This is a genomic window from Pseudoalteromonas sp. NFXS53, assembly GCF_056629255.1.
In genome coordinates this window covers 41,186-67,971 of record NZ_JBWVBR010000007.1, presented here as the reverse complement: position 1 = coordinate 67,971, position 26,786 = coordinate 41,186, and the positions used below count along the sequence as shown (strand labels likewise).

General features: G+C 42.5%; 23 protein-coding genes and 1 pseudogene. 14 read left to right on the top strand and 10 right to left on the bottom strand.

What is annotated here, in order from left to right; all coding sequences use genetic code 11:
- Positions 1–2 precede the first annotated feature (2 nt).
- Both AC1HJP_RS09475 and AC1HJP_RS09470 read left to right on the top strand, forming a co-directional pair.
- Positions 3–2,582 carry a M14 family zinc carboxypeptidase gene (locus tag AC1HJP_RS09475; RefSeq protein WP_480361589.1) on the top strand — a complete coding sequence of 860 codons (2,580 nt, stop codon included), beginning with the start codon at positions 3–5 and terminating at the stop codon, positions 2,580–2,582.
- Positions 2,583–2,711: 129 nt separating this feature from the next.
- Positions 2,712–3,632, top strand: coding sequence for a Gfo/Idh/MocA family protein (locus AC1HJP_RS09470; RefSeq protein WP_480361588.1), 921 nt, complete (start codon positions 2,712–2,714; stop codon positions 3,630–3,632).
- 41 nt (positions 3,633–3,673) lie between these two features.
- On the opposite strand, the gene AC1HJP_RS09465 is transcribed toward AC1HJP_RS09470, so the two are convergent.
- The 5 genes from AC1HJP_RS09465 to AC1HJP_RS09445 form a co-directional block, all read right to left on the bottom strand.
- Entirely contained in the window at positions 3,674–4,228 is a 555-nt protein-coding gene (locus AC1HJP_RS09465) for a hypothetical protein (RefSeq protein WP_480361587.1), read from the bottom strand.
- A 15-nt stretch (positions 4,229–4,243) separates the two neighbouring features.
- Positions 4,244–5,353 (bottom strand): hypothetical protein, encoded by a 1,110-nt coding sequence (locus AC1HJP_RS09460; RefSeq protein WP_480361586.1) that lies wholly within the window; start codon positions 5,351–5,353, stop codon positions 4,244–4,246.
- Positions 5,354–5,608: 255 nt separating this feature from the next.
- Positions 5,609–6,088 (bottom strand): DUF3299 domain-containing protein, encoded by a 480-nt coding sequence (locus AC1HJP_RS09455; RefSeq protein WP_138628404.1) that lies wholly within the window; start codon positions 6,086–6,088, stop codon positions 5,609–5,611.
- A 15-nt stretch (positions 6,089–6,103) separates the two neighbouring features.
- Entirely contained in the window at positions 6,104–7,507 is a 1,404-nt protein-coding gene (locus AC1HJP_RS09450; RefSeq protein ID WP_480361585.1) for an ABC transporter permease, read from the bottom strand.
- The gene (locus AC1HJP_RS09445; protein ID WP_480361584.1) at positions 7,504–8,181 is read right to left on the bottom strand and encodes an ABC transporter ATP-binding protein; all 678 of its coding nucleotides are present in this window, start codon (positions 8,179–8,181) and stop codon (positions 7,504–7,506) included. The genes AC1HJP_RS09450 and AC1HJP_RS09445 overlap by 4 nt, the downstream gene beginning before the upstream one ends.
- 224 nt (positions 8,182–8,405) lie before the next feature.
- On the opposite strand from AC1HJP_RS09445, the gene AC1HJP_RS09440 reads away from it, so the two are divergent.
- Both AC1HJP_RS09440 and AC1HJP_RS09435 read left to right on the top strand, forming a co-directional pair.
- Positions 8,406–9,506 (top strand): phosphoribosylaminoimidazolesuccinocarboxamide synthase, encoded by a 1,101-nt coding sequence (locus AC1HJP_RS09440; protein ID WP_480361583.1) that lies wholly within the window; start codon positions 8,406–8,408, stop codon positions 9,504–9,506.
- Between the two features lie 256 nt (positions 9,507–9,762).
- On the top strand, positions 9,763–12,078 hold the full coding sequence (locus AC1HJP_RS09435) for a bifunctional diguanylate cyclase/phosphodiesterase (protein ID WP_480361582.1): 2,316 nt from the start codon (positions 9,763–9,765) through the stop codon (positions 12,076–12,078).
- A gap of 48 nt (positions 12,079–12,126) precedes the next feature.
- Here the strand turns inward: AC1HJP_RS09435 and AC1HJP_RS09430 are convergent, their stop codons facing one another.
- The gene (locus AC1HJP_RS09430) at positions 12,127–12,870 is read right to left on the bottom strand and encodes a glycosyltransferase family 25 protein (protein ID WP_480361581.1); all 744 of its coding nucleotides are present in this window, start codon (positions 12,868–12,870) and stop codon (positions 12,127–12,129) included.
- Positions 12,871–12,881: 11 nt separating this feature from the next.
- The gene (locus AC1HJP_RS09425) at positions 12,882–13,946 is read right to left on the bottom strand and encodes a glycosyltransferase family 9 protein (protein WP_480361580.1); all 1,065 of its coding nucleotides are present in this window, start codon (positions 13,944–13,946) and stop codon (positions 12,882–12,884) included.
- Positions 13,947–14,018: 72 nt separating this feature from the next.
- On the opposite strand from AC1HJP_RS09425, the gene AC1HJP_RS09420 reads away from it, so the two are divergent.
- Positions 14,019–14,852, top strand: a complete 834-nt coding sequence (locus AC1HJP_RS09420) for a sulfurtransferase (protein WP_480361579.1) — start codon at positions 14,019–14,021, stop codon at positions 14,850–14,852.
- A 24-nt stretch (positions 14,853–14,876) separates the two neighbouring features.
- On the opposite strand, the gene AC1HJP_RS09415 is transcribed toward AC1HJP_RS09420, so the two are convergent.
- Positions 14,877–15,209, bottom strand: a complete 333-nt coding sequence (locus AC1HJP_RS09415) for a C1orf53 family protein (protein ID WP_480361578.1) — start codon at positions 15,207–15,209, stop codon at positions 14,877–14,879.
- 27 nt (positions 15,210–15,236) lie between these two features.
- Here AC1HJP_RS09415 and AC1HJP_RS09410 point away from each other — a divergent pair, with 27 nt between their 5' ends.
- Positions 15,237–15,575 carry a hypothetical protein gene (locus tag AC1HJP_RS09410; protein ID WP_480361577.1) on the top strand — a complete coding sequence of 113 codons (339 nt, stop codon included), beginning with the start codon at positions 15,237–15,239 and terminating at the stop codon, positions 15,573–15,575.
- A gap of 79 nt (positions 15,576–15,654) precedes the next feature.
- Here AC1HJP_RS09410 and AC1HJP_RS09405 read toward each other — a convergent pair whose 3' ends face one another.
- Positions 15,655–16,623 carry a class 1 fructose-bisphosphatase gene (locus AC1HJP_RS09405; protein ID WP_138560505.1) on the bottom strand — a complete coding sequence of 323 codons (969 nt, stop codon included), beginning with the start codon at positions 16,621–16,623 and terminating at the stop codon, positions 15,655–15,657.
- A gap of 160 nt (positions 16,624–16,783) precedes the next feature.
- On the opposite strand from AC1HJP_RS09405, the gene AC1HJP_RS09400 reads away from it, so the two are divergent.
- From AC1HJP_RS09400 to AC1HJP_RS09390, 3 genes are all read left to right on the top strand, one after another.
- On the top strand, positions 16,784–19,210 hold the full coding sequence (locus AC1HJP_RS09400) for a zinc-dependent metalloprotease (protein ID WP_480361576.1): 2,427 nt from the start codon (positions 16,784–16,786) through the stop codon (positions 19,208–19,210).
- Positions 19,211–19,376: 166 nt separating this feature from the next.
- Positions 19,377–19,565, top strand: a complete 189-nt coding sequence (locus tag AC1HJP_RS09395; protein WP_138478381.1) for a hypothetical protein — start codon at positions 19,377–19,379, stop codon at positions 19,563–19,565.
- A 96-nt stretch (positions 19,566–19,661) separates the two neighbouring features.
- Positions 19,662–19,856 (top strand): hypothetical protein, encoded by a 195-nt coding sequence (locus AC1HJP_RS09390; protein ID WP_480361575.1) that lies wholly within the window; start codon positions 19,662–19,664, stop codon positions 19,854–19,856.
- 45 nt (positions 19,857–19,901) lie between these two features.
- On the opposite strand, the gene argE is transcribed toward AC1HJP_RS09390, so the two are convergent.
- The gene (gene argE, locus AC1HJP_RS09385; RefSeq protein WP_480361574.1) at positions 19,902–21,053 is read right to left on the bottom strand and encodes an acetylornithine deacetylase; all 1,152 of its coding nucleotides are present in this window, start codon (positions 21,051–21,053) and stop codon (positions 19,902–19,904) included.
- Positions 21,054–21,239: 186 nt separating this feature from the next.
- Here argE and argC point away from each other — a divergent pair, with 186 nt between their 5' ends.
- From argC to argH, 5 genes and pseudogenes are all read left to right on the top strand, one after another.
- Positions 21,240–22,253 (top strand): N-acetyl-gamma-glutamyl-phosphate reductase, encoded by a 1,014-nt coding sequence (gene argC, locus AC1HJP_RS09380; RefSeq protein ID WP_480361684.1) that lies wholly within the window; start codon positions 21,240–21,242, stop codon positions 22,251–22,253.
- Positions 22,250–23,029, top strand: a complete 780-nt coding sequence (argB, locus tag AC1HJP_RS09375; RefSeq protein WP_480361573.1) for an acetylglutamate kinase — start codon at positions 22,250–22,252, stop codon at positions 23,027–23,029. The genes argC and argB overlap by 4 nt, the downstream gene beginning before the upstream one ends.
- 9 nt (positions 23,030–23,038) lie before the next feature.
- A complete protein-coding gene (locus AC1HJP_RS09370) occupies positions 23,039–23,959 on the top strand; it encodes an ornithine carbamoyltransferase (protein WP_138478390.1) in 921 nt (306 codons plus the stop codon).
- A gap of 10 nt (positions 23,960–23,969) precedes the next feature.
- Positions 23,970–25,178 carry an argininosuccinate synthase gene (locus AC1HJP_RS09365; RefSeq protein WP_475162999.1) on the top strand — a complete coding sequence of 403 codons (1,209 nt, stop codon included), beginning with the start codon at positions 23,970–23,972 and terminating at the stop codon, positions 25,176–25,178.
- Positions 25,179–25,201: 23 nt separating this feature from the next.
- Positions 25,202–26,572, top strand: a pseudogene (gene argH, locus AC1HJP_RS09360) (argininosuccinate lyase); the annotation flags it as partial.
- Positions 26,573–26,786: the final 214 nt, after the last annotated feature.

Sequence of the window (26,786 nt, the reverse complement as noted above, 5' to 3'; positions counted from 1 at the left end):
GCATGAAAATACAATACGCGTCGTATCAAGACACCATCGACTTTTTACAAAAAGCGATGAGTGAACATCCGCATCTAATTCGCCTACAAAGTATCGGTGAAACCTGGGAGGGCAGGCCCATTATGCTGGTTACTTTGTCATTAGATGTCACCTATGCGGATGACAAACCCGCGTTATTGTATACGGGCACCATTCACGCACGGGAATGGATAGGGAATGAGTTAGCGATCAAGTTTATTCAGTATGTCATAGACAACTATCGCTTTAACCCTAAGTTACAAACAGCGTTAACACGAAACACGCTGTATATGGTGCCCTGTCTAAACCCTGACGGCTTTGAGTACTCGCGTAATCACTTCTCATTTTGGCGTAAAAACCGCCGCAATAATGGTGATGGCACTTTTGGGGTGGATCTTAACCGCAACTTCGACGCTAAATTCATGCGAAATACCAATACGCAGTCGAACACCTATGGTGGTCCGCATGCATTTTCAGAACCTGAAACCTGTGCCATTCGTGACTTCGTCGAAAAGCGCAGCAACATTTGTATTGCCCTTGACTACCATTCACAGGGGAATGTGTTCTTTCCGGCCCATAAGTTTAATCATGAAGTTGAGATTGAAGGCACAGACTTAAATGTGTTGTGTGCAAACATGAACAACGAGATTAAAAAAGTCACGGGGCGTCAGTATGGTATTCATCGTGGCAAGCCGCCTGCACAGCTGATTCAGGGCAGCGGCCGCGAGTATTATTATCGTAAAGGGATTATTGCCACAGTCGTTGAGGTAGGGACCCGTAATATTCCTGATTATATGAAGAATATGGCGCAGAGCGTTGCCGAGAATATTCCAGCGGTTGCCTATGCATTGGGTGAAGCCATTAACTACTCAAACCTTGCGCCAGCAAGAGTACCTGACTTCACCATTAAACAGGTGGGTCACGATAGCGTGGAGCTAGAGTGGGAATATGAACAGCGCGAAGATATTTATTTTGAATTGTACCGTGCTGAACATAATAAAAGCCCTTGTAATGAAGCCAACTTAGTGGCGATTACTAAATCATTGTCGTTCACCGATACACAACTAGAAAGCGGGCAGTTTTATTTTTACAACATCCGCGCTGTCGATAAAGTTACTAAAATTAAATCGCCGTTTAGCCCAGAGCTGCGTTTAAAAACCTTATTGGCAGAGCATCAATGTAGCCGCACATTGTTCCCAGCCAAAGAGCAAGTTGGGTATTTAAGTGCTAACTATCAGCAAAAGGCGCGCGAGCGCTTTGGTTATAATTCGATGTTTATTGGTGTCGATAAAAAACGCGGTACGAGCGTGGGCGTAGTGGTATTTGATTTGGCGAATATCCCAGAAGGCTCGAATATTGATCGGGCTGAGTTTTTCTTATACCCGATGAATCGGGTGAATGCGAAAATAGAGAAGTATGGTGAATGGTCGATATCGGTGCTCGATCCAAATCAAATCGACAACATTTATGACTACAGTGCCATTTGTGAAGCGCCTGCTTTGCATACCCTTGGGCAGACTATTGAGTCTGATAAAATGACCCAAGGTATTTGGCTAAAATGGTCGTTTAATGGTGTCGAGCGAGATTTGATCTCTCAACTTTTAGACGATCAAAAACTGATCTTACGCTTACAAGGGCCAACCAGTTTGCCACTAGGTAATGACTCGCAAGTCATGCAATTCGACATTGGTTATGGGCCATTTGGCAGCGGCTTACACTATCGTCCTAATTTAGAGTTGGTTTATCAACTACCAGAGCAAAGCTTAAAACTGACGCCAAACAGCTGTAATACTATTTATCAAGAGAAAGTGATTGCGGATAGCTTATGTTCAGGTTTCGACGACCAAGGTGAAATCGTCTACGGGCAAATGGCGTTTGAGCATCAACACGAGTTAGAGCCAGAAAAAACCGTGTTCACCCAAGCTTGCTTAACCTTGTACAGCCAAAACTCACTGCCATCGAGCAAAGACGTGCGCTTTACCGTGGAGCTGGTGGAGTTAAAAGACGTTGACTTTAAACACGTTAAACAGCGCCAGAAAATCGAATATATCGGCTATGAAGTGAGTAACGCCCAGCTTAAAGAGCGCACTGCCCATGACTTTATGTTCGACAGCTACAGCTTGAAGGAGCTGGCGCGCTTACATCAAACACAAACCCCATATTACTTTGTGATCCGTGCCACCGCTGAGTCTCAGGCAAAAAATGCGTTAATTGAGTGGAGTAATGCAGCGCTGAATATTCGCTACATAAACCGTCGTAATCAAGCTTTACCTGCCCCCACAGAATTACAAGCACAGGTCGAAAATGGGGTGGTAAAATTGACTTGGCAAAACCCAGAGAACGATGATTTTGTCGGCTGTTTTGTGGTTCGCAATTGCTTCCACCCACCGCGCTCTCCGTTTGATGGCGTAAAGCTTTACGGTGGCCCAGATGAATACACGCTCGATAATTTCGGTAACCCTGATATCGCTAAATATTATGCGGTGTTTAGTTACGATCATGCGCCAAATTATTCAGAACCCGCGGCGGTGTATTATTTGGGTAAGCAGCCAGTTGATGCGTAAATAAATAGTTCTTACTTTCTGATTTTATTAAAGTTAACGAATTATTTTATCCACCTAGGTCTAATACTTTAAAGCTAAACATAGTGATATGATGTTTAGCTTTTTCACATTTGATGTATTGGAGTTGTTATGCGTCGATTGTCTATTGCCATGGTTGGGTTGGGTGATATTGCTCAAAAAGCATATTTGCCTATCGTCACTCAACATCAAGATATTACTCCCATTCTGTGTACTAGAAATCAAGAAACATTGTCAGAGCTACAGTCTAAATATCGTGTAGAGCAAGGCTTTACAGATTATCAGCAGTTGTTAGCCAGTAAACCTGATGCAGTTATGATTCATAGTCATACGAGTGCGCATTTTGAAATGGCTAAACAGGCCTTAGAGGCCAACATAGCCACGTTTGTGGATAAACCTTTAGCTGATAACCTAGAGCAAGCTGAAGAGCTTATAGCATTAGCAAAACAGCAAGATGTGCCCTTATTCTTAGGTTTTAATCGCCGTTTTGCACCTAAATTAACAGCAGCCACGATAGAGCCAATAAGGCATTTACGTTGGCAAAAGAATCGCCATAACTTGAGTGCTCCAGCTCGTAGTTTTGTGTTTGATGACTTTATCCATGTGATTGATGGGTTGTGTTTTTATGCTGGTGTTAAAAGTTTCTCTGATTTAAATGATTGGCAAGTTTTTTTTCAAAAAACATCGGAAGGTGACATAGTTGCTGTGCATATTCAATTCACCCATCAGGGGCGATTATTTCAGGGCTCAATGGATAGATACAATGGTAAAACAGAAGAAGTTATTGAGATAACGGGTATTCATCAAAAATGGCGTATCAATTCTTTAACTGAGGCTGTATTGATGCAAGATGGCGCCAGTTTCAATCGTGACTTTGATGATTGGCAGACAACTTTGTATAAGCGTGGTTTTGATGACATGTTAACGGCTTGGTTAAACGCAATAGCGCTCAACAAAGCTGATAATATTGAATTACAGCAAGCTTTATTAACGCACCAACTTTGTGAAAAAGTGGTAGAAGCAATTTCATAGCTTAAAAATAAAGGCCACATCGGTGGCCTTTTTGATTCAGGCTAGCTGCCTAGTAGTTCGGTGATATCCCAATCTAGTTTATTGAAGTTAATGCCAAAATTACCAATAGGGTTATCGCATTTATCTGCGGAGTCTACAAAATGAAAGCGTAACCCAAAGTGAACATTCACCGAGGTTGCGTCATTGTTTGGCTTGGGTATGGATAGGGTAATTTTCTTTCTTTGGTTAGGAGAAAGCTTGTTACTTTGCCCGTTTGGGAATTTGACTTTTAAATTCTTGTATTCATTTGCTAAGTCATCATCCATATACACATGGTGGTCAGTAGAAGTAATATATATACATTGATAGTAGCGCTTTTTATTATCGTTATGAGCAATAATATCAAACTCGAGTTTATCTCTTACCACTCTTGCTTTTTTAAATATGAATGCACCAGATGAACACCTATTACCTGCAAAGTATTTGCTTCTAGTGCCTTTATCATAACAACTTTCATCAATGACTTTTTGTTTATGAACCCAGTTTAATTTTACCTCCGCAGCTTGGGCACCAAACCCCATTCCTGCCAGAGTCGCTAAAAGTAATAACTTACGCATTATATTTGTTCCTTGTTAAAGTCGTTTAATTTGAACGTGTTTGATGGTCATTTGGCAACCTAGGCATCGCTCTTGCGCTGGTGGGCTGACATCAAAGACAATTTGAATATGTTGAATTTGTTGTTGTGATAACTTGGTTCGCCACAACTTTTGTAAATTCACTTTTAAACTTGCGGCTTGGTTTTCAGTTAGTAGCTCAACGTCATGTGGATGCGTGGCTTTGTAATACTCATCTGATGTCCATACTTTTGAGTAAATCACTTTATTTTGCTGGTCAAGCATATTGAGTTTGATGGCAGAGAAAGGACTGGTCAGCTTATCTTGTAGGTTAACTTGGCTACTAAATACATAATGTTGATTATTTAAAACGGGGACTGTTTGACTAATGGCCCATTGAGTATTTGCCGCGCTTTTTCCTCTATAACTCAACACTAAGCCGTGCGGTGTGGCTTTGATTTTCTTTATGCCTTTTATTTTGCCTTCGAGCAGTGTCCAACCATTAGAGTAGTGAGATTTAAAGTCGCCATTAATGAGTAAGTTGCTATCTGTACTGATTTTACGCGAGTTTTTGTTTAGAGGTTTAGGCTGCTGTTTTTCAATAGGTGAAGCTTCAGGTATAGCTATTTTTACAGAAGCTGCTTTTTGTGCCTGAGTGTGTTGTTGCGGTAGCCTTAGTATTGTTTCGTCTACGACTCCCCCCTTACCTATGAGGGTCACGCAAACAACTTGGTTAGGTTTATCAATTATGATTTGCTGAATTTCTTGTAAAAAGTTATGAGAAACAAGCTTCTCGACCATAGAGTTATGCGTTGCGCACTGTGTATCACTTTGATCTCTTTTACATTGTGTATGTGCGCTGTATTGGCTTAATACCTCGGTTTTTATGGCTGCAATTGCTGCCGCGGCCGCATCGGCATTTGCTCTTTCAATACCATGGTCACGACCATCGTAAATGGTATAGCCAGCACAGCGTGTACTTTTAATCTTGCCATCGCTAATAAAAGCTACCCCTTCGTTAATGATGGGAAAATTTGATGTTGCTGAGTCGATAGGTTTAGGTGTATTGGCATTACACGCGCAAAGTGTTAGCACAGAAAGCGATATTAACAGAGTCGATAACTTCATAATGAACTATTAAACTTCAAGTCCTTGAATAAATAGATGTGCTTACTCTACCATCAGTTTCGGTTGAATCTCAAACAGTGATAGCTAAGTATTTTGTAATACAAAAGGCGCTAATGAATTTTCGAACAATAGCTGATTTGGAGAAGTTGTTGGATGTTTTTTAATAGAACTGAAAATTACCTACTAGCAACGTTGTACTTAAAAATAAAGGCCACATCTGTGGCCTTTATTCATATAGATTTATCTTCAAAATGTTTAAAGCTCAAAAGGGGCAACACCCACTGCTTGCATGGTGTAACCGGTTTGCGCTAATTCGCCACTCCAAGTTTCGACTTTGATAATCCCAGTGACTGTGATTGCATCGTATAAACTTTCGATTGGTACACCGTTTTTGATTTTTACATGGACGATCTGATTTGGCGGTGGGGGTGGCACGTGAATACATGCGCCAAAATATGGTACTAATAAAAACTCAGTGATCACTTCGCTGTCACCTTCAAGGGGTACTACAAAACCCGGTAAACTCACCGACTGACCGTCCAATGCTTTCACTACTGGTGCATCTAAATCCGGTTGCACCCAGTTTTGGTCTGCGCCATCATGACTGGCTGCGTCTTGATTGCTAATTTGCACATGACCTTGTGGGATTAAGTCTTCCCAAAAAATTTCTTTCGGTGCTTGGGCAAAACTCAGTGCGCTAAAGCACAAAGCAAAGCAGAGTGAAAATAATTTCATACTTAAGATAACCTTTTAAACTTTAATACTCATGCCGTCGCTGAGTGAATAATAATAGGCGCGCAGTGCAGGGAAGATCCCCATCACAGTGCCAGCCAGCATAATAGCGCTCAATAGCTTAACTTCATAGCTGCTGAGCATAGAAAGCGACAAGCTAATACCAAACTGTGCCTGTAACACAGGTTGCGCTAGTAAGATTGCCACAAAGAATAATGCCGTTCCGAGCAAGCAACCGAGTAGTGTGATGAGCACAGCTTCACTGGTCAGCAAACTGAAAATATGCCAAGGGCGTGCGCCGACAGAGCGCAGAATGGCCAGCTCACGACGTCTTTGATTGAGCGTCGCGAGTAAAGTTGTCAGCATACCGAGCAAGCTGATGATGACCACCACAATTGAAAACAGCAGTAAGATCTTTTCGACAATATCTAACATGCCCCAGAGTTCTCGTAAGGTGACGCCGGGCATAATGGCCAGCAGTGGCTCACCTTGGTATTGGTTGATATTGCGACGAACTTGCAAAGTATAAAGAGGTGAATCAAAACCCATTAGAAACGCAGTGATTTGCTTTGGCTCACCAATTAAATCGCCCGGTTCACTCTCAACAAGTTGGTGGGTTTTATGCTCATGCTCGCCATGACTATGCTCGCCATGACTATGCTCGTCATGCTCATGGTCGTCATGTGAGTGATGATCTTCATCTTTATGCTCATCATGAGAATGCACTGCTTCGTTTGTTGGTTTGTTAATGGCCTTACCAATCATGCGTGGCGATTTGTTATGACCGGAGCCATGCATTTCAGCAATGGCGATGAGTGGCACATGCACGGTGCGATCAACAGGCGTGCCGGTCGGTTTTAAAATACCGACTATGGTCATTGGGTTATCATCATGATGATGAAAGCTGGTGTTACCCATACCATGAGAGATCACGATTTGTTCTCCGAGATGATAGTTGAGCTTTTTCGCCACATCGCTACCCAGAACCACTTCTCGACCATTATGAAATGCGCGGCCATGTGCAAACGCCAGCATTTGCTTTTTCCCGTAACGGAAATGGGTGAAGTAGCTGCTATCTGTGCCTAATACCGCATGTCCTTTGTGACTGTCGCCAAGACTTATCGGGATGGTCCATGCCACACCACGTTGCTGTTTAATATACTCATAACTTTGCCACTGCACGGCATTATTGGCATGGCCTATACGAAAGACACTTGAGAGCAACAGCTGGATGTCGCCCGTGCGTGCACCGACGATCAAATCTGTACCAGAAATAGTATTGGCAAAGCTGTTTTTTGCTTCTTGTCTCACTCGCTCAATCGAGAGTAGCAGCATTACACTGATGGCAATGGTGAACAAAGTGAGTAGTACGCTCGATTTACGATTCCAACTACTTTTGAAAGCCAGAGATGCTAAGTTCATTGTGCCGCTCCGTTGATCTCATTCAAACTCACTTTTCTATCGAATAGCTGCGCTAAGCTGTGGTCGTGACTGACAAATAAAATGGTGGCTTGGTATTTTTCTGCTTGGCTAAACAAGGTTTCGATAAAGGCTTCTCGGCTGTCGGCATCAAGCGCCGAGGTCGGTTCATCGGCAATGATAAGCTCTGGCTGACCAATAAATGCCCGTGCAGCAGCCACTCGCTGTTGCTGACCGATACTTAATTCACTGACCGACTTGGCTTGTAGGGTGTGGTCTATCCCTAAACTTTCTAGCAAGCTAATAGCACTTTGCTGTAAAGATTGAGTGAGTTTGCTTTTTCGCATTTTAGAGTATTGGCAGCCAAGCATGACGTTTTCAATTGGGTCTAGAAATGGCAGCAGATTAAAGTTTTGAAAAATCGTACCTATATGGTCGGCCCTAAATTGATCTCGTTTTGCAGCTGAGAGTTGACGCATTTGCGTATCTAAAATTTTAATATCGCCCGCTTGAATGGCATTAATCCCCGCTAATAATCCGAGCAGAGTCGATTTACCACTGCCACTTGGGCCGTGTAAAAATATCCGTTCGCCTTGGCTAATTGTTAACTCAGCAATATCTAGCGTGGGTGTGGGATGTTTAGGCCAGCTAAATACGAGGTTGTTTATCTCAATCATAATGGGCTCAATAAACTAAAAACACTGTGATGGTATAACAGTTTTCTCATCGGCTAAACTCTGCTCGGTTTAATTACCAAAATTCAACGATAAACCCCACATTTAGCAACATAAGAGTTCGGGTTTAGTTTGTGATTTAAGGGTCTTGCGATTATTATATGCACTTCTAACCCCCTCATATTTTTTGCACCCCTTAGCAAGGTGCATCCGGCCTTGGAGTAATAATGAGTAGCTACAAAGTTTTAGAAGTGAATGATGATCTACCGATCCGCACAAAAGGTGCCGTTCACAGTGGTAAAGTTCGTTCAGTTTATTGGTTAACCGACGAAGACAGTGCGCGTTTAATCGAAGAAAAAGGCTACGATGTACCTAAAGGTACGGAGCTGGCGATCATGGTAATTTCTGATCGTATTTCTGCGTTTGACTGCATTTGGCAGGGCGAAAATGGCTTAAATGGCGTACCAGGTAAGGGTATTGCACTAAACAGCGTGGCATCACACTGGTTTAAGTTATTCGATCAAGCAGGTCTTGCGGGCAACCACATTGTAGACATTCCACACCCTTATGTGTGGATCGTGCGTAAAGCAAGCACAGTGCGTGTTGAAGCGATTGCGCGTCAGTACATTACTGGCAGCATGTGGCGTGATTACAGCAAAGGCGTACGTAACTTCTGTGGTATTGAGTTACCAGAAGGCCTAGAAGCTAACCAGAAGTTAGACGAAGTACTTATTACCCCGTCTACTAAAGGCATTATCACTGACGTACCAGAAGTACCACCAGTGGATGATGTAAACATCACGCGTAAAAACATCACAGATAACCTAGCGGCATTTAACTTCAAATCAGAAGCTGATGTGGCTCAGTACGAAAAGCTTTTAACAGAAGGTTTTGCATTAATCAGCAAAGAACTTGCTGAGCTTGATCAGATCTTTGTCGATACCAAGTTTGAGTTTGGTTACGTTGAGCAAACAGATGGCACTGAGCAGCTTATCTACATTGATGAAGTGGGTACGCCTGATTCATCTCGTATCTGGGATGGTCCTGCATTCCGTGATGGCAAAGTAATTGAAAACTCGAAAGAAGGTTTCCGTCAATTACTGATCAATAATGTACCAGACAGCGATGTACTGCTTAACAAAGACAGAATGCCTGAGCGTGAGCAACTAGCACAAGATTACAAGCTACCCGTAGATGTGATGATGTCAGTATCAGACACTTATGTAGGTATCGCGAGTAAGATTGTTGGTAAAGAGTTAACAATTCCTGCGGATCCGCGTTCAGAAGTGATTGCTATTCTTGATAGCGAGTATGGTCTAATTGACTAGTGTGTTCGCTAAAGTGATTTAATAGGTCATACCTAAAGCTATTAAATTTTCAGCCTGATAATACTAAAAACTTGTATTATCAGGCTTTATTCTCAAAATCCTTGCAATTAACAAGGTTATCCCTTTATCTTTACTAAGATCTCGGTCAATGAATTTAGGGCAATATTGGTCTATATTCATAACCATCTCTGAATTCTAATTTTACTGCGTAAATTGTTGTGACTATGTTTAGTAAGCAGCGTGCAAAAGGAACATCATGAGCACCACTTTAAAACAACGTATTATTTTACTGTGTGTCGGGCTTGTATTGCTTACGGCAATCACAAGCTTAGCAAGCTTTTGGTGGTCGACAAATCAATATAACGATAAGCAAGTGCAGCAAGGCATTAAAGTTGCGCAGAATGTTTATCAGCAATATTTAAAAGCCAAAGAGCGCCTGTTAGTGACCGCTTCTACAGTACTCACTGCAGACTTTGGCTTTAAGCAAGCTGTAGCGAGTCGCGATCAAGACACCATTCAAAGTGCATTGTTTAATCATAGTAACCGTATCGATGCAGATCTGATGTTATTGATGGACCTAAAAGGTAATGTTATTGCGTCTAACAAAGAAGGGTTGGTGCTACCTAAAAACAGTCAGCAACTCATGAAGCAATTGCTTGGCAATGGTAAAGAGTCGACCTTTATAGTGATTGACAATCAACTTTACCAAGCCATTATTTTACCAGTTAAAGCACCGCGAACCATCGCATTGAGTGTGGTGGGTTTTGCCGTTAACGAGAATATTGCACAAGAGCTAAAGGAATTAACTGGTGTTGAGATGAGCTTCATTTCTCACGCTACGGGTCTTAAAGCCAGCTCAATAGAACTACCAGATGCGCAAAGCGATCTTCTAGCCTTCATTCACGGGCAGACAACAACACGCTGGCTGTCTGATTACCCTGTTTTTATAAGTGCTGAAGTACCTTTACCTGCTTTATCGAGCAATCCAATTAGCGTTATCCTCAGTGCAAACCTAACAGAGCAATACGACGAATTTGATCAGCTAGTGTTGAGCATTATTTTATTGTCGTGCGGTACTATAGTGCTTGGTTTCTTAACCAGCGGCTTCTTAGCAAATAATTTGACGACCCCACTTCAGCATTTGACTGAGATGGCAAAGCGCTTCTCAAAAGGGGACTATAGTGCGGGTTTAACGGACCACAGCCCAAGTAAAGAAATCTGTGAGCTAGTAGATGCTTTCCAAGAAATGGGTGAAGACATTCAAGCTCGTGAGAAGCAAATTCGCTTTCAAGCTCAGCACGACCATTTAACGGGCTTTTATAATCGCTCTGCGGCCTTAGAGCGTCTTGCAAAGAAATTAACAAGCAACCCTACCTTATATTTAATCGCGATTGATATTCGTGGTTTACGCCACATCAATGACAAGCTAGGCCCAAGAGTAGGTGATGATTGTATTCGCGCGGTTGCTAAACGAATAGAAGAAGTTACTAAAGACTCTAATGGTTTACACGCACGTATAGGTGGCGATGAGTTTTTAGTAGTTATGGAGCCTACCGAGGGCAGTACCGTTGAAGCTTGTGTCGCTAAGCTAAATAAAGCGTTAGTGAAAAGCTATATGATCCGTAACTTAGATATCTCACTGCGCTTTAGTATGGGTGTGGTGATTTATCCGGATCAGGCTGACAATCCTGAAGATCTGGTCCGTAGAGCTTTAATCGCGGTCGACACAGCAGCGCAAGATAGTCATGAAATTTACTACTACCAAGATGGTGAAGATGAAGAGCACCTGGCGCGGCTGAAACTCATCGATGAATTAAAGCAAGCGCTGATTAAAGATGATGGTCAGCTATTTATGGCGTACCAGCCCAAGTTAAATTTAAAAACGAACCAAATTGATAAGGTTGAAGCGTTGATCCGTTGGCACAAGCCGGACGGACAATGGGTTTCTCCTGAGCTATTCATTGATTTAGCTGAGCAGTCAGGGTTGATTGTCGATTTAACTCAGTGGGTTGTTACCACAGTGGTTAAGCAGGTGGCTTTGTGGCAGCAGCAAGGGTTAAGTATGAAAGCGGCCATTAATGTGTCGGCTCAAGATATTGCTCATGATGACTTTTTCCCACACTTGAAAGCGCAGTTAGCCAACTTTAAAGTACCTCCAGCGCTTGTCACTATAGAGCTCACTGAACGAGATATGATCGAAAATGAAGAGAAAGGTATTGCTGCGCTCAAGGCTTTAAAAGCGTTGGGAGTAATGATTTCTCTGGACGATTACGGGGTTGGCCAAACATCTCTCGGACGCTTAAAAATGCTGCCTATTGATGAGTTAAAATTAGACAAAGTATTTATCTTAAAACTTGATGAATCGCAGCAAGATCAGCATATCGTACAGTCAACAATTACGCTTGGTCATCAATTAGGTTTTTCTGTGGTTGCTGAAGGAGTTGAAAACCTAGTCTCTCTGAACCTACTCGATCAAATGCAGTGTGATTATGCACAAGGGTATTATTTAAGTAAGCCATTACAAGCGACAGATTTTTTAAACTGGCTTGGGAATTATCATCAGGCGGGTTAAATTTATTGAGTGATGATTAAAATAAAAAACGAGCCGAGGGCTCGTTTTTTATTTTTGGGTGATTTTAGACAGGTCGGCTGAAATTTTCTTGCGCTGAAAATACATGTCTTTGCGATGGCGGAAGTTTCGCCAAAAAGTACTTCTATTTGAATGTCGGCCATTATTGCTGGTTGCAATATCACTAACAAATGATAAATCTTCATCAATAGGATAGGGCTTAACGCCGGTAATGTTTAAAGCCACTTCGCTATGAAATTGAATGTCTACATCAACCGCTCTAAAAAAGGGTCTTCTCTTCAGTAGTTTGTTCGCACCATCAAGACTAATAGCGTAACCATGAGTGCAGTTAGGTACTTTTAAATAGTTACCTAGTGTTAATGTATCACTAAGTTTTACTTCATCAATAAATGGATTTGCACAATTATCAGACAGTTTCACTAAATCCCAATTTCTTAGTTTACCGATTTGTTCAATAACATCGACGAGATGTGGTTCGATTTTAAGATCGTCTTCTAGCACGATGCAAAAAGGGATTTGCTCATCGCGCATTTTTTCCCAAATACGCATATGACTAATGTAGCAACCAATTTCACCCGGTGTCATATTTCTATGATGGCGTTTTAAGTTTAGCTCTGCACTGTACCAAGAAGCGACTTCTTGCTCTGAGAGAGCTTTACCGACAGTGGCTTCGAAGCGAGTGCCTTCTAAACCAATGGCTTGTAATCGAGATGAGGTGGTATGCCATCTTTCGATGCTACTGGCCATGTTGATGATAAAAATAGGAGGCTGCATAATTTACTTTCTTATTTATTATTGTGTTTAGATAATAGCAATGTGGCTTCATCTATGTAAGGTGCTTTAGGCTGAATTAAAGCTAGGCTAATTTCGACAATTTGCTGTGCTGAAATATCTGTTACGAGCAGGTTTTCGTTTAGTCTAAGGCTGTGCTCAGCCGTTGCTGCGACAACATTAGGGGTTTTAGGCACGACTAAAGACCATGGACTCGTGCCTTGCCCAACAATGGCAACGCAAGGCGTTTGCACTGCCGCAGCCATATGCATTGGGCCAGAATCTATGCTAATGAGTAAATCGAACGCAGCAATATGGTCGACTAATTCAGTTAATGACGTTTTCCCCGTTAAATCTGTGCAGGCTACATTTAAATTGCTTGCGTATTCGAGCAGTTTTAGATTGTCAGCTTGTTCCGACTTATCACCAATTAGAATTAAATTAGGCAAGTACTTTTCATTCAGTAAAGCAATCACTTGTTTTGCTTGTTCGACTGGGTAGTGGCGCGCACCTTTGTTTTTTCCACCAAAGTACAAACCAATACTTGGCTTGCCGTTATTCGGGATGGTGTTTTCAATCTTTCGATAAGTTAATTTGGGAATATTAAACTGCTCAAAATAGTCACCATGTGTTTCGTTAATTAAACGGCAATATCTGAGTAAGTAATGATGATTCACATTTAAACTTAATGAATGGCTAAGAAAGGGTTTTCGGCCATTTTGTGCATAGCCAATAACGGTTTTGATACCTGCCAGTTTAGCCAGCAGCGCTTCAGAGAAAGACCCTCTAAATAGCACCGCCATTGAGAACTGATGTTGTTTTAACTTTTTAGCAAGTGCAAATACCGAAAGTTTGGCTTCATTATAACGTTCATCTGCAATCACTTTGATATTATAAAACTCATCACGTGCTAAAAGCTCAACCATATAGGGCCTAGCTAATAGGTAAATCTCATTATCAGGGTAGAGTTTTCTGAGTAGTTCGATAGCAGATAGAGTATTGATTGCATCGCCAATAAACTTTGGTAGTACGGCTAAAATAGGGCCTGAAATAGCTTCTTTTTTAATAGCTTTAACCATGGCGATTATATTGTACTTGTGAAAATTGCCGTCTAGTATAGCCTGATTGATAGGTGCTTTGGGAGTGTATGGATGAAAAACATTAAGTCTTGCGAGTGGTTAAATGAAAACCTGGAGCGCGTTCATATTTTCGATGCGGGTATAGTTTATGCCGGCGAAAAGGGGGCATATTGCCCTCAAGCGATTATCCAAGGTGCTAAGCGATTTGATATCAAAGGTGCGCTATGTGAACCTAATGCAAAGCTTTCTAGCACCATGTGTGGTGCACAGCAGTTTCAGGCAGAAATGCGCCAGCTAGGTGTAAATAACACTGACACTGTGATTGTTTATGACGACAAAGGCCTTTTCAGTGCCGCACGGGCTTGGTGGATGTTCAAAAGCATGGGCTTTGACGAAGTATACGTACTAGATGGTGGCTTAGTGCGTTGGCTTGAATTAGGCTTACCTACTCAGATTGAGTACAACCAAGCTAAAACTATAGGTGATTTTGTGGCGCACCCAAGAGCGGGTTACTTTATTGATAAGCAAGCGGTTCTCAATGCCATAGACGATCCAAACACCTTATTGCTTGATGCGCGCAGCTATAAACGTTTTACAGGCGAGGAGCCTGAACCAAGAGCGGGTATGATATCCGGGCATATTCCAAACAGCAAAAGTATGCACTATGCGAGTGTGCTCGATGGCAACAAATGCTTAAAACCGATCTCTGAATTACATGCAAGATTGAAAGCTTTGGATGCCGAAGGCAAGTCACTGCAATTTAGTTGCGGCTCGGGCATAACAGCCTGTATTTTAGCTATGATCGCAGATGAATGTGGTTATCAAGATTTAGCCGTGTACGACGGCTCATGGTCTGAGTGGGGCAATGCCGAAAATAACCTACCCATAGAAACAGGCGAAGTATAAGTGACTACTTAACCTGAGTTCTGGTTACTTATAAGGGCAATGGCGGCAGCCGTTGCCACAGCACTTACCGCGTTTTAAATGTGCCCAACGACTCATCACGAGCAAGCCATTTTCCATATTGTAATCAATGCCTTCAATAAAATTAGTATCGTTTTGATAAGGACTTGCGAGCGCAAGCTGCTCCTTAATAGGTTTGCTTTTTATCTTTTCGATGTAGGCCCTAATATTTTTTATTAAACAAGCGCGACAAACGCAGCCAGATGACTCGGAAATAGGTAGAATATTTGGCAGTGTCATACACCAGCAATCAGTATCGGCACTACATTTTAGAGTTTGCTGGCATTGCGAGCAGTTCATGAAGACATTCGAATAAGAGAAATTTGCGTGAATAATAACATGACTCACCTAGAGGCGGTTAAAGCCATCGTACACTTTAGTGAAAAGCGTTCAGAGGCTTTTTCAGTCTTACTCTCTGTATCGCAATCAGAGGTGGTTTATAGTGTTAGCAATCAAGATGTTTTAGCTGTGTTAGATAAAGTACTGAGTAAGCAGTTAGACATGGATGAATTAGAAATGTGGGCACAGTTACTCGATATGCGAGAAGACATAGATGCACAACAAGTGGAAGGCGTGTTGTATGCTTTAAGTAACCCTGAGCAGATGGGAGAGATTACAATGGAAAAGATTCAGCAATTAAGCAAATTATTGAAAGCTAAAAGCTAAAAGTTAGAAACTGGAAGCGAGTTAAAAAGTAAAAAAGCAGCCGAAGCTGCTTTTTTAATACGTAAAACTTGAAGCCAGCTTATTTGTGATAAGCCAAACACGCTTCAACTTCGTTCTTAGAACCAAGAATTACCGCAACACGCTGGTGGATGTCATTTGGTTGAATATCCATAATGCGCTCTTCACCTGTGTGCGCTAAACCGCCCGCTTGCTCGACCAGCATTGCCATTGGGTTTGCTTCGTACATTAAGCGAAGCTTATAAGGTTTTTCTGGGTTTTTGGTGTCAGCAGGGTAAGTGAATAAGCCACCACGGCATAGTACACGGTGCACGTCACCGACCATGGCTGCAATCCAGCGCATGTTAAAGTTTTTACCGCGAGGACCTGTATCTCCAGCTAACAAATCTTGAATGTAGTTTTTCATTGCAGGCTGCCAGTGACGCTGGTTTGAAGCGTTAATCGCGAACTCTTTGGTATCTTCTGGAATTTTCGCAAAGTCTTCAGTTAATAAGAAGCTGCCGTGCGTTTTATCAAGAGTGAAAATACGTGTGCCTTTACCAGTAGAAAGCGCAAGCGTTGTTGATGGGCCATATAGTACATAACCTGCAGCAACTTGCTTGTGACCTGGTTGCATGAAGATAGCAGGATCCGCAGGATCTGAATCTTTAGGCGCTTCCATGATTGAGAAAATTGTACCAACCAGTGAGTTGATGTCGGTGTTTGAAGAGCCATCAAGTGGGTCAAACGCGACGATAAAATCAGCGTCAGGGTTGCCCGCCACCGTGTAGTCTTCTTCTTCAGATGCAATCGCTTTTACATAGCCAGACTCTAATAAGATGTCTTTTAAAAGCTGGTTAGACAGTACATCAAGCTTCTTCTGAGTTTCACCTTGAATGTTTTCGTCTAATGTTGAACCTAATACGCCAGAAAGTGCGCCTTGGCCAACACGGAATGAAATTTCTTTACAAGCCGCAAGGATAGTGCGGATCAATGAAACTAACTCTCTAGAACAACCGTCTTCAATTAACACCGGAGGAAGTCTACGCATAGTAAATAGTCCTGATAACGTTATGGTCGCAGCCAAGTATAGTGTGAGAGAGGGCTGCGTGCCGCGCTGAATTTTGTCTTAAATAGCTGTTAAACAGATTGGATAAATTATACTGTTACAATGACAACCACTTAAAACCTCTAATAACAAAGATAAGATTATGCGAAAAATTGGATTTTTACCTGTCATATTCTCAGCTTTGCTGGGCACTATGATAACCCAAGCGCACGCCGCAATTAAGTCTATTGATGAGTTTACTGAAAAGTTTAATCATTTTCCGGGTCATTATTCCTTCTATGCCGACACGCAAAGCGGCAAAATTTACCTTGATGTCGATAAATTCAAGCAGCCATTCTTGCTGCAGTTTAGTTTACCGTACGGGGTGGGGTCGAATGATATCGGCCTAGATAGAGGCCAATTAGGCGGTACGCATATCGCGCAATTTGAACGCTTTGGCGACAAAATCATGCTTCGCGCCTTAAATACTTACTATCGTGCGAGCTCGAACAACGCCGCTGAAAAGCAAAGTATCAATGAGGCGTTTGCTTCAAGTATTTTGCAAGGCTTTAAAGTTGTTGCTGAAGATAACGACAGCGTCTTGATTGATTACACACCTTATCTGTTATCAGATGTGCATGGTGTGAGCCGTACACTAGCAAATCGTAAACAGGGTAGCTTTAGCCTAGATACTTCGCGCAGTGCGGTATTTATGCCTCGCTCAAAAGCATTCGTAGATAACACAGAGCTTGAAGCCGTCTTAACGTTTAAAGGCAGCAAGCCAGGTGAGTATGTTCGTCAAGTCAGTGCAGACCCATATGCAGTGACAGTTCACCAGCATCACTCACTCATTAAATTACCTGATGACGAGTATCAGCCTCGCCAATTCCATGCGCAATCAGGATATTGGAGTATTGAGCACAAGGACTATTCGGCACCGCTGAGCGAGTCTATGCTGGTGCGTTATATTCCTCGTCATCGTTTAGCGAAAAAAGATCCAACGGCTGCGCAAAGCGAAGCGGTTAAGCCGATTGTGTATTACCTTGACCCAGGTGTTCCTGAACCAGTTAGAACTGCATTATTAGATGGTGCACGCTGGTGGGAGCAAGCTTTTGAAGCGGCGGGCTATAGCAATGGCTTCCAAGTGAAAATCTTACCAGAACATGCCGATCCTATGGATGTACGCTACAACGTGATCCAGTGGGTGCACAGAGCTACACGCGGTTGGTCGTATGGCTCGTCAATTATTGACCCGCGTACTGGTGAGATCATCAAAGGTCACGTCACATTAGGCTCATTACGTGTGCGCCAAGATATTCTAATTGCAGAAGCGTTGGCAGCGCCTTTCGTGAAAGGTGACGAAGTAAACGCACATTTACAAAATATGGCCCTTGATCGTATTCGCCAGCTGAGTGCTCACGAAATTGGTCATACGCTGGGTATTGCGCATAACTTCTCGGCGTCTATTAAAAACAGAGCATCTGTGATGGATTATCCGCACCCACTGGTTGGCTTTGACGCACAAGGTCAATTAGATATTTCTAAAGGCTATGCCAAAGGGATGGGTGATTGGGATATTCAAGCGGTGAAATATGGTTACAGTGATTTCAGCGGTAAAGACGAAGCGACTGAGCTTGCCAATATCATCACTGAAAACCACAACAAGGGGTTAGAGTTTATTTCTGACCCTGATGCGCGCCCGCAAGGTGGCGGTCATCCAACCGCACATTTATGGGATAACGGTGAAAACCCAGCCGCAGAATTACTGCGAGTACTCGATATTCGTCAGCAAGCGTTGAATACATTTGGTATTAATAACATTAAAACTGGTGTTGCACTGTCTCAGTTAGAAGAGAAATTAGTACCCCTGTTTTTATTCCATCGCTACCAGGTTGAGTCGGCTGTGAAGCTTATCGCAGGTATTGATTACGATTATGAAGTACGCAGCGAGCGTGCTGTTAAAGGTGCGCAAATTGTAGATAAAGCGACGCAGCAACAAGCTCTATCGGCGATGCTGAAAACCCTTGAAGCAGAGCAGTTGATGATACCTGAGGGCATCTTAGCGTTGATCCCGCCTAAAGCATATGGTGAGCGTAAAACCCGTGAAAGTGTTTATGGCCGAACAGGCTTAGCCCTTGATGCCATGGCGTTACCGGAAGTGGCAGCAAATCATAGCTTGAAACTACTGTTAAACGCTGAGCGCTTAAATCGTTTATCTCAGCATTATGCGCGAGACAGTAAAAACTTTGGTTTGAGCGACCTAATGAATACGCTATACAACAAGGTTTTTGAAGCGGATAGCGCAGCAGGTATGGCACAAAAACTAACTCAACGCGTGCAATTTTTAACAGCGGCACGACTAGCCCAGTTAGCAAGTTCAGATAAAGTTGAGCCAGAAGTGCAAGCGCAGTTGCGCTTTCAGTTAATGCGCGTAGCAAAACAGTTTGATCAAAGATCGCTCTTTAGCAATGTCAGTGAGGACACGGCATTTAGACATGACCTTGCACGTCAAGTGAAGGCGTTTTTAGAATCAGGAAAGTGGCCTGAAGGCTTTGCAGCATTAAAAATGCCGCCAGGTTCACCTATCTAATTTTTAGTTTAAAGAGCGCAAATATGCGCTCTTTTTTTACGTTTAATTGCTTTTTAATTATCATTTTCCTTACTTGAGAAATATTCAATTAAATTCTTGCTAGCTTGTCCCCTTTTTGGTAGTTTCTTTTTTGACCTTTAGGTCACACTCAATAAGGAAAGTCACTATGAAATTGAAGTTAAACAAAAAGAAAGTAAAAAACTTAAGTTTAGATAACGCTCAAGTTGCTTTAGAAGCAACGCCACAAATCGCAGGTGGTGTGCCAGTGTTTGCAAAAACAGAGGTTTGCCATACAAATCCTTGTATCACAATTACTACTTTGCCACCAAGCTACAGAAACGACTGTTTATCTTAATAAGTTAAAGAACAATACTTTATTCATCCATTGGTTCTGATGGATCGAAAGTAAATCATCCATAGGTACCAAGCTCATTCATTTAAGGAAAATAAAATGAAACTTAAACTAAACAAAAAAAGCGTAAAAAACCTTTCAAAAGACAACAAAGCACTTCCAGTAAATGCAACTCCAGCGGTCGCGGGTGGTTTTAATTCACTCCAGTGCGATACAACGTCAGATATTTGCCAGAGACCAACAACTTACACAATGAGTGTTGAGATTTGCAAATCAATTCCTTGTGACATGTAATTGAGCATCTGATGTTAAAAGCCACCTTTCGGTGGCTTTTTAGTTTTAAAAACATAATTTATGAATTAACTGTGTGATCTTCTCTTGCGATGGTTTGATTTTCTCCATTGCTAAAAACTCATCAGGCTGGTGGGCTTGTTCGATAGAGCCTGGACCCATAACAATCGTTTCACAGCCAAGTTGCTGCAAAAATGGTGCTTCAGTGCAGTAGTTCACCGCGATTGCTTGTTCTCCTGAAACTGCTTCAGCTAGTTTTACTAATGCACTGTCGGTTGTGCCAGTAAAGGCTGGAATAGGATCATGCAAGTCGATAACCGCGACGCTATTTGGGTATTCATCATTAATGGGTTTAACCGCTTCTAGCAATAATAATTGCAGCTCTTGAATACTCAGTCCGGGTAATGGACGAATGTCTAAGTGCAACTCACAGCAGCCACAGATACGATTAGCATTATCTCCTCCATGAATATGCCCCAGATTTAGAGTGGGGTAGGGTATTGCAAAATGCTCAATTGAATATTTATTCTTTAAAGTGTCTTTAAGTTGCAACAGCTTTGCAATAATCTTATGCATCACTTCAATGGCATTTAAACCGCGTGCAGGATCAGAACTATGACCCGACTTACCGGTAACACGAATGGCGGTACTCATATGCCCTTTATGAGTGAATACTGGCACCATATCAGTCGGTTCACCAATAACACAAAACTCAGGTTTTAAGTTTTGATGTTTTGCCACTTCTTGTGCGCCTGCCATAGTGGTTTCTTCATCTGCCGTGGCGAGAATCATAATGGGTTTTGTTTGATTCGCGCCTTGTGTATCAAGTTGTTTAATGGCTTCAATTACAAATGCAAAAAAGCCTTTCATATCAATTGAACCTAGACCATATAGTTTGTTATCGACTTCGCTGAGTTTAAATGGATCGTAACGCCAGCGACTGTCATCAAAAGGCACAGTGTCTGTATGCCCTGCCAACATTAAGCCGCCTTCACCTTCGCCACGTTTTGCCAGTAAATTAAATTTACCCGGTGCGCTTTTAAGTTCAGTTATCTCAACCTGAAAGCTTAAATTTTCACACCAAGCTGCTAATAATTCTATGGTGGAGTAATTGCTCATATTGAGCTGTGGATCGAGCGCACTAATAGAAGGCTCGGCGATAAGCTGCTGGTACATATTAATAAAAGCGGGAGTGGTCATATCAGTCCAAAATATTTATTCAAAATGTTTGCATAATAATTTATATGTGTTTAGTATGAATATCAATTCACTTTTTAAGCATAAATATAAGTTGAGGCTAAGATGCGACGATATACATTCAACACTTTTTAAATAATGCCCATTGGGCACGAAACGGAACCAAATTTTTAGAGATTTTTTACTATGTTGAATGTAACTATTATTGGCGCTAGCGGCTATAGCGGCGCTGAATTAGCCAGTTTAATTGCCAAACATCCCAACTTCTCCCTTGCTGGATGTTTTGTGTCAGAGCAAAGTTTAGACAAAGGAAAACTACTGAGTGACTTGTATCCAGAACATGCCTCTTTGCTCGACACGCTTCTTTTACCTCTTAATGAACAAGCCTTTATTGATATCGAAGCAAATTCAGACTTTGTGTGCCTGTGTACAGATCACAAAGTCAGCGTAGAGCTTGCGCCTAAGTTTTTAGCTATGGGCAAAAAAGTATTTGATTTATCAGGCGGTTTTAGACTTAAAAACCCTCAAGATTACGACAGTTTTTATGGTTTTACGCACCAATCACCAACCTGGCTTGCACAAGCTGAATATGGCTTGGCGGAGTGGAATGCAAAGGGTATTTCACAGGCGCAACTGGTTGCCGTTGCTGGTTGTTACCCGACTGCTGCGTTAAATGGTTTAAAACCACTTAAACAAGCAGATTTACTTGCCGACGATACCATCATTGTTAACGCGGTATCGGGCGTAACTGGGGCGGGTCGTAAAGCCAATATAGGCACCCAGTTTTGCGAAGTGTCTCTCGCACCTTATGGGTTATTCAATCATAGGCATACGCCTGAAATTTCACAGTATCTTGGTCATTCAGTGTTATTCACCCCGCACTTAGGCAACTTTGCTCGCGGTATTCTTGAAACCATTTATGTGAAGCTGAAGCCGGGTGTGAGTGAGCACCAGGTTAACGAAGCATTTCAGGTGCTCGCCGACGAGCCGTTAATTCGTTTAAAAGGCACTAAGCAAATGCCTTCAATTAAAGGTGTGGCCAAACAGCCGTATGTTGATATTGGCTGGCAAGTACAAGGTGAGCAACTGATTGTGGTGGTTGCCATTGATAACCTGTTAAAAGGGGCAGCTGGTCAAGCGCTACAGTGTATGAATATCGCAGCATTGTTACCTGCTGAACTTGGCTTAAAAGGAGTGTCATGAAGATGCAAACATGGGTCATTAAAGTCGGTGGTGCGGTGTTAAACACGGAAGATGCAGCGATGGGACTATTTTCTGCAATTGCTGAGCTGACAAAGGTACAAATCGACAAGCAGTTTGTTGTGGTACATGGCGGCGGTGCGCTCGTTGATAAATGGTTGTCGGAGGCGGGCTTTGCAACTGCTAAGCACCAAGGCCTTCGTATCAGTCCAAAAGAACAAATGCCATATATTGTGGGCGCATTGGCAGGTACTGCGAACAAGCAACTAAGTGGTCAAGCGATTAAAGCGGGTTTAAAACCTGTAGGTACTTGTTTATATGAAGCGGGCTTAATTGCTTCGCAAAAACTCAAAGCATTGGGTCAAGTGGGCGAGTGCCAACAGGGTGAAGCAAGTATTTTACCTACTCTGTTAGAGCTGGGCAGAACACCTATGGTGAGCTCAATAGGTATCGGCGCTGACGGTCAACTTTATAACGTTAATGCAGATGAAGCGGCTGCGGCGATTGCTGAGCAACTTGATGCTGAACTTATTTATATGACAGATGTAGAGGCGGTGCTTGATGCGAACAAACAGCCTTTACATCAACTATCTGAACAACACATTGCAACTCTTATCGAAGAAGGAGTCATTGTTGGCGGCATGGAGGTCAAAGTGAAGACCAGCCTGCACGCTGCACAACACTTACGACGCGGGGTGTACATATCGAGCTGGCAGAAGCCAGAAAATCTTATTGCCTTAGTTCAAGGCATCCATGTCGGTACAAAAATTACACCTTAGGAAATAGCAATGACATCTCATTTTTTAACAGGATTAGAATTAAATAAAGCACAAGCGTTAAAACTATTATCGCTTGCACAAACCATCAAGCAGCAACCAAAAGAGTTTAACCAAGCCCTTGCAGGTCAATCTATCGTTACCTTGTTTGAAAAGCCGAGTTTACGTACTCGTGTGTCTTTCGATATTGGTATTAACCGTTTAGGCGGCCATGCGGTTTATCTTGATCAACAAAACGGTGCGATGGGCGGTCGTGAGTCGGTGAAAGATTTTGCCCTCAATATTGCTACTTGGGCTGATGGCATCGTGGCACGTGTTAATGCACATAGTTCATTGCAAACATTGGCTGAGTTTTCGAGTGTCCCTGTGGTGAACAGCTTATGTGATCTTTACCATCCATGTCAGGCATTGGCCGACTTTTTAACGTTGCAAGAAGTTTATGGCGATGTCAGCAAAATCAAACTGGCGTATTTAGGTGAAGGCAATAACGTCACTCATTCTCTTATGTTATTAGCTGCAACATTGGGTACTGACTTTGTGGCGATTAGTCCAAAAGGCGCGTCACCAGATGCACAGATTTTAAAGCAAGCAGAACAACTGGCATTAGAGTCAGGTGCGTCAATCACTGTAAGCGATGACATAGAAGCAGCAACAGGTGCTGATGCCTTGTATGCAGATACCTGGGTGTCAATGGGTGACACGACACCACTTGAGCAAGTTAAAGCTAAATATATGCCGTATCAAATAAATCAGCAGTTGGTAGAACAATCAGGCGCAAGCACAATTCTACATTGCCAACCTGCGCATCGTGAGTACGAGATCACCTCAGAGGTGATGGACGGTGCAAATTCAAAAATTATTCAACAAGCTGAAAACCGCATGCATGCTCAAAATGCACTGCTGGTATCACTGTTAAATCCAAATTATGTGTAAGGGTAAAGTAATGAGCGAAATCAAAAAGGTTGTATTGGCATATTCTGGTGGCCTCGATACATCAGCAATTGTTCCTTGGCTAAAAGAAAACTATGACTGTGAAGTCGTCGCCTTTGTTGCCGATGTAGGTCAGGGCGATGAAGAGCTAGTGGGTGTTGAGGAGAAAGCTTTAGCCTCGGGTGCATCAGAGTGTCACATAGTAGATCTTAAAGAAGAAATGGTGAGTGACTATATTTACCCAACACTGAAAACAGGCGCAATCTACGAAGGCACTTACTTACTAGGCACGTCTATGGCACGTCCTATCATTGCTAAAGCACAGGTTGAAGTGGCTCGCAAAGTAGGTGCTGATGCGTTAGCTCACGGGTGTACGGGGAAAGGTAACGACCAAGTCCGTTTTGAATCTTGTTTCTCGGCATTGGCGCCAGATCTAAAAGTGATCGCACCTTGGCGTGAGTGGGATCTATCAAGCCGTGAGTCATTACTTGATTATTTAGCAGAGCGTAATATTCCATGTGCAGCATCTGCGACCAAGATTTATAGCCGCGATGCCAATGCTTGGCATATTTCGCATGAAGGTGGGGAACTAGAAGATCCGTGGAACCAACCAAGCGATCAAGTTTGGACTTGGACTACAGCGCCAGAGCAAGCACCAGACAAACCAGAGTTTGTTGCTGTGTCGGTAGAGAAGGGGCAAATCGTTGCGGTTAACGGTGAGCGTTATAGTCCATATAAATGTTTAATGGAGTTAAATAAACTAGCAGCGCCACACGGTGTGGGTCGAGTTGATATACTTGAAAACCGCTTAGTGGGTATGAAGTCTCGTGGTTGTTATGAAACGCCAGGTGGCACAGTCATGATGGCTGCACTGCAAGCAATCGATGAGTTAGTGCTAGATAAAGCAAGTCGAAAATGGAAAGAGGCGCTTTCTTCTGAATTTGCACATTTAGTGTATGACGGTCGTTGGTTCACGCCTTTAAAAGACTCAGTGCTAGCAGGTGCAGAAGCGCTAAGTGAAGTTGCAACAGGTGAAGTGATCTTAAAAATGTATAAAGGCCAAGTAGCTGCGGTACAAAAGCAATCGGTTAATAGCTTATACAGTGAAGATTTTGCCACATTTGGTGAAGATGATGTATACGACCAGTCGCATGCAGAAGGGTTTATTCGCCTGTTCTCGTTGTCGAGCAGAATTGCCGCGTTAAACGCAAAGGCTAAATAAGAGTTAAGTTCGGAGATTTCAGCATGGCATTATGGGGTGGTCGTTTTTCATCAGGACCTGATGAGGCTTTTAAACAATTTAATGATTCTTTGCCGTTTGATTATCAAATGGCAGAGCAAGACATTATCGGCTCAATCGCTTGGGCCGGTGCACTGCAGCAAGTTAATGTGTTAAGTGCACAAGAGCATACTGAGCTGGTTGCAGCTTTGAATGAACTATTAAGCGAAGTACAACAAGATTTATCGGCGGTTGCTAGTGCTGGGTATGAGGACATCCATTCGTATGTTGAAGCTAAGCTGATAGATAAAGTAGGCGATTTGGCGAAAAAACTACACACGGGCCGCAGTCGCAACGATCAGGTTGCGACTGATTTTCGTCTTTGGAGTCGAAGTACAGCCGAACAAATAGTTGAAGCCATTCAAGCTTTAAAAGCAGAGTTCGTCGCCCTTGCCGAACGTGAGCTTGGCACAATTCTACCTGGCTATACACATTTACAGCGTGCACAGCCGGTACTATTCAGTCATTGGTGCATGGCCTATGTTGAAATGCTAGAGCGGGATGAGTCTCGTTTAAACGATGCCATTAATAGACTAAATGTCAGCCCACTGGGCAGTGGTGCGTTAGCAGGCACAGCTTACCCGATTGATAGAGAGGCTTTAGCGCATAATCTTGGTTTTAGCCATGCCAGCCGTAACAGTTTAGATGCAGTGTCTGATCGCGACTTTGTGGTTGAGCTTTTAAGTTGTGCCAGTATTTCGATGATGCATTTATCGCGCTTCGCGGAAGATTTGATTTTCTACAACTCAGGCGAAGCTGGTTTTATTGAGTTGGCTGATAATGTGACTTCGGGTTCGTCGTTAATGCCACAAAAGAAAAACCCAGATGCTTTAGAGTTAATCCGTGGTAAAACGGGCCGTGTCTTTGGTGCTTTTAGCGCCATGATGATGACACTAAAAGCTTTACCGCTTGCTTATAATAAAGACATGCAAGAAGACAAAGAAGGTTTGTTTGATGCTATGCCGACTTGGCTTGCTTGTATCCATATGGCACAAGCCTGTATTAAAGGTATCAAGGTAAACGGTGAAGCAACATTAAAAGCAGCGCAAGGCGGGCATGCTAATGCCACTGAGCTCGCTGACTACCTAGTTGCTAAAGGTATTCCATTTAGAGAAGGTCACCATATTGTTGGGCAGCTTGTTCAGCATGCGATTAGCAAAGGCCAAAACCTAGAAGATTTATCACTTGATGAATTTCAGACAGTGTGTCCTGTCATTGCAGATGACGTTTATCCTGTTTTAGAAATTGATGCCTGTATTGCCGCACGGCAAGCCCTTGGCGGCACCTCGTTGCCACAAGTGGAACAAGCTATAAAATTTGCTAAACAGCAAGCAGAATCTAAGTAGTGATAAATTTTTAGCGGCTTGTTGAATGCATTTTTGGCGTGTTAAGCCAATACTTTTTGAATCAAGCCAGTACTAATTTATTTTAGTAAAGCTTTAAATTATTAATTAAGCACCATTTTTATATCAAATTGGTGCTTTTTTGTTTCTTATGAACATAAAAACAGCATTCAATCAAGGTGAGTGTAATAAGGTGTAATATTGGATC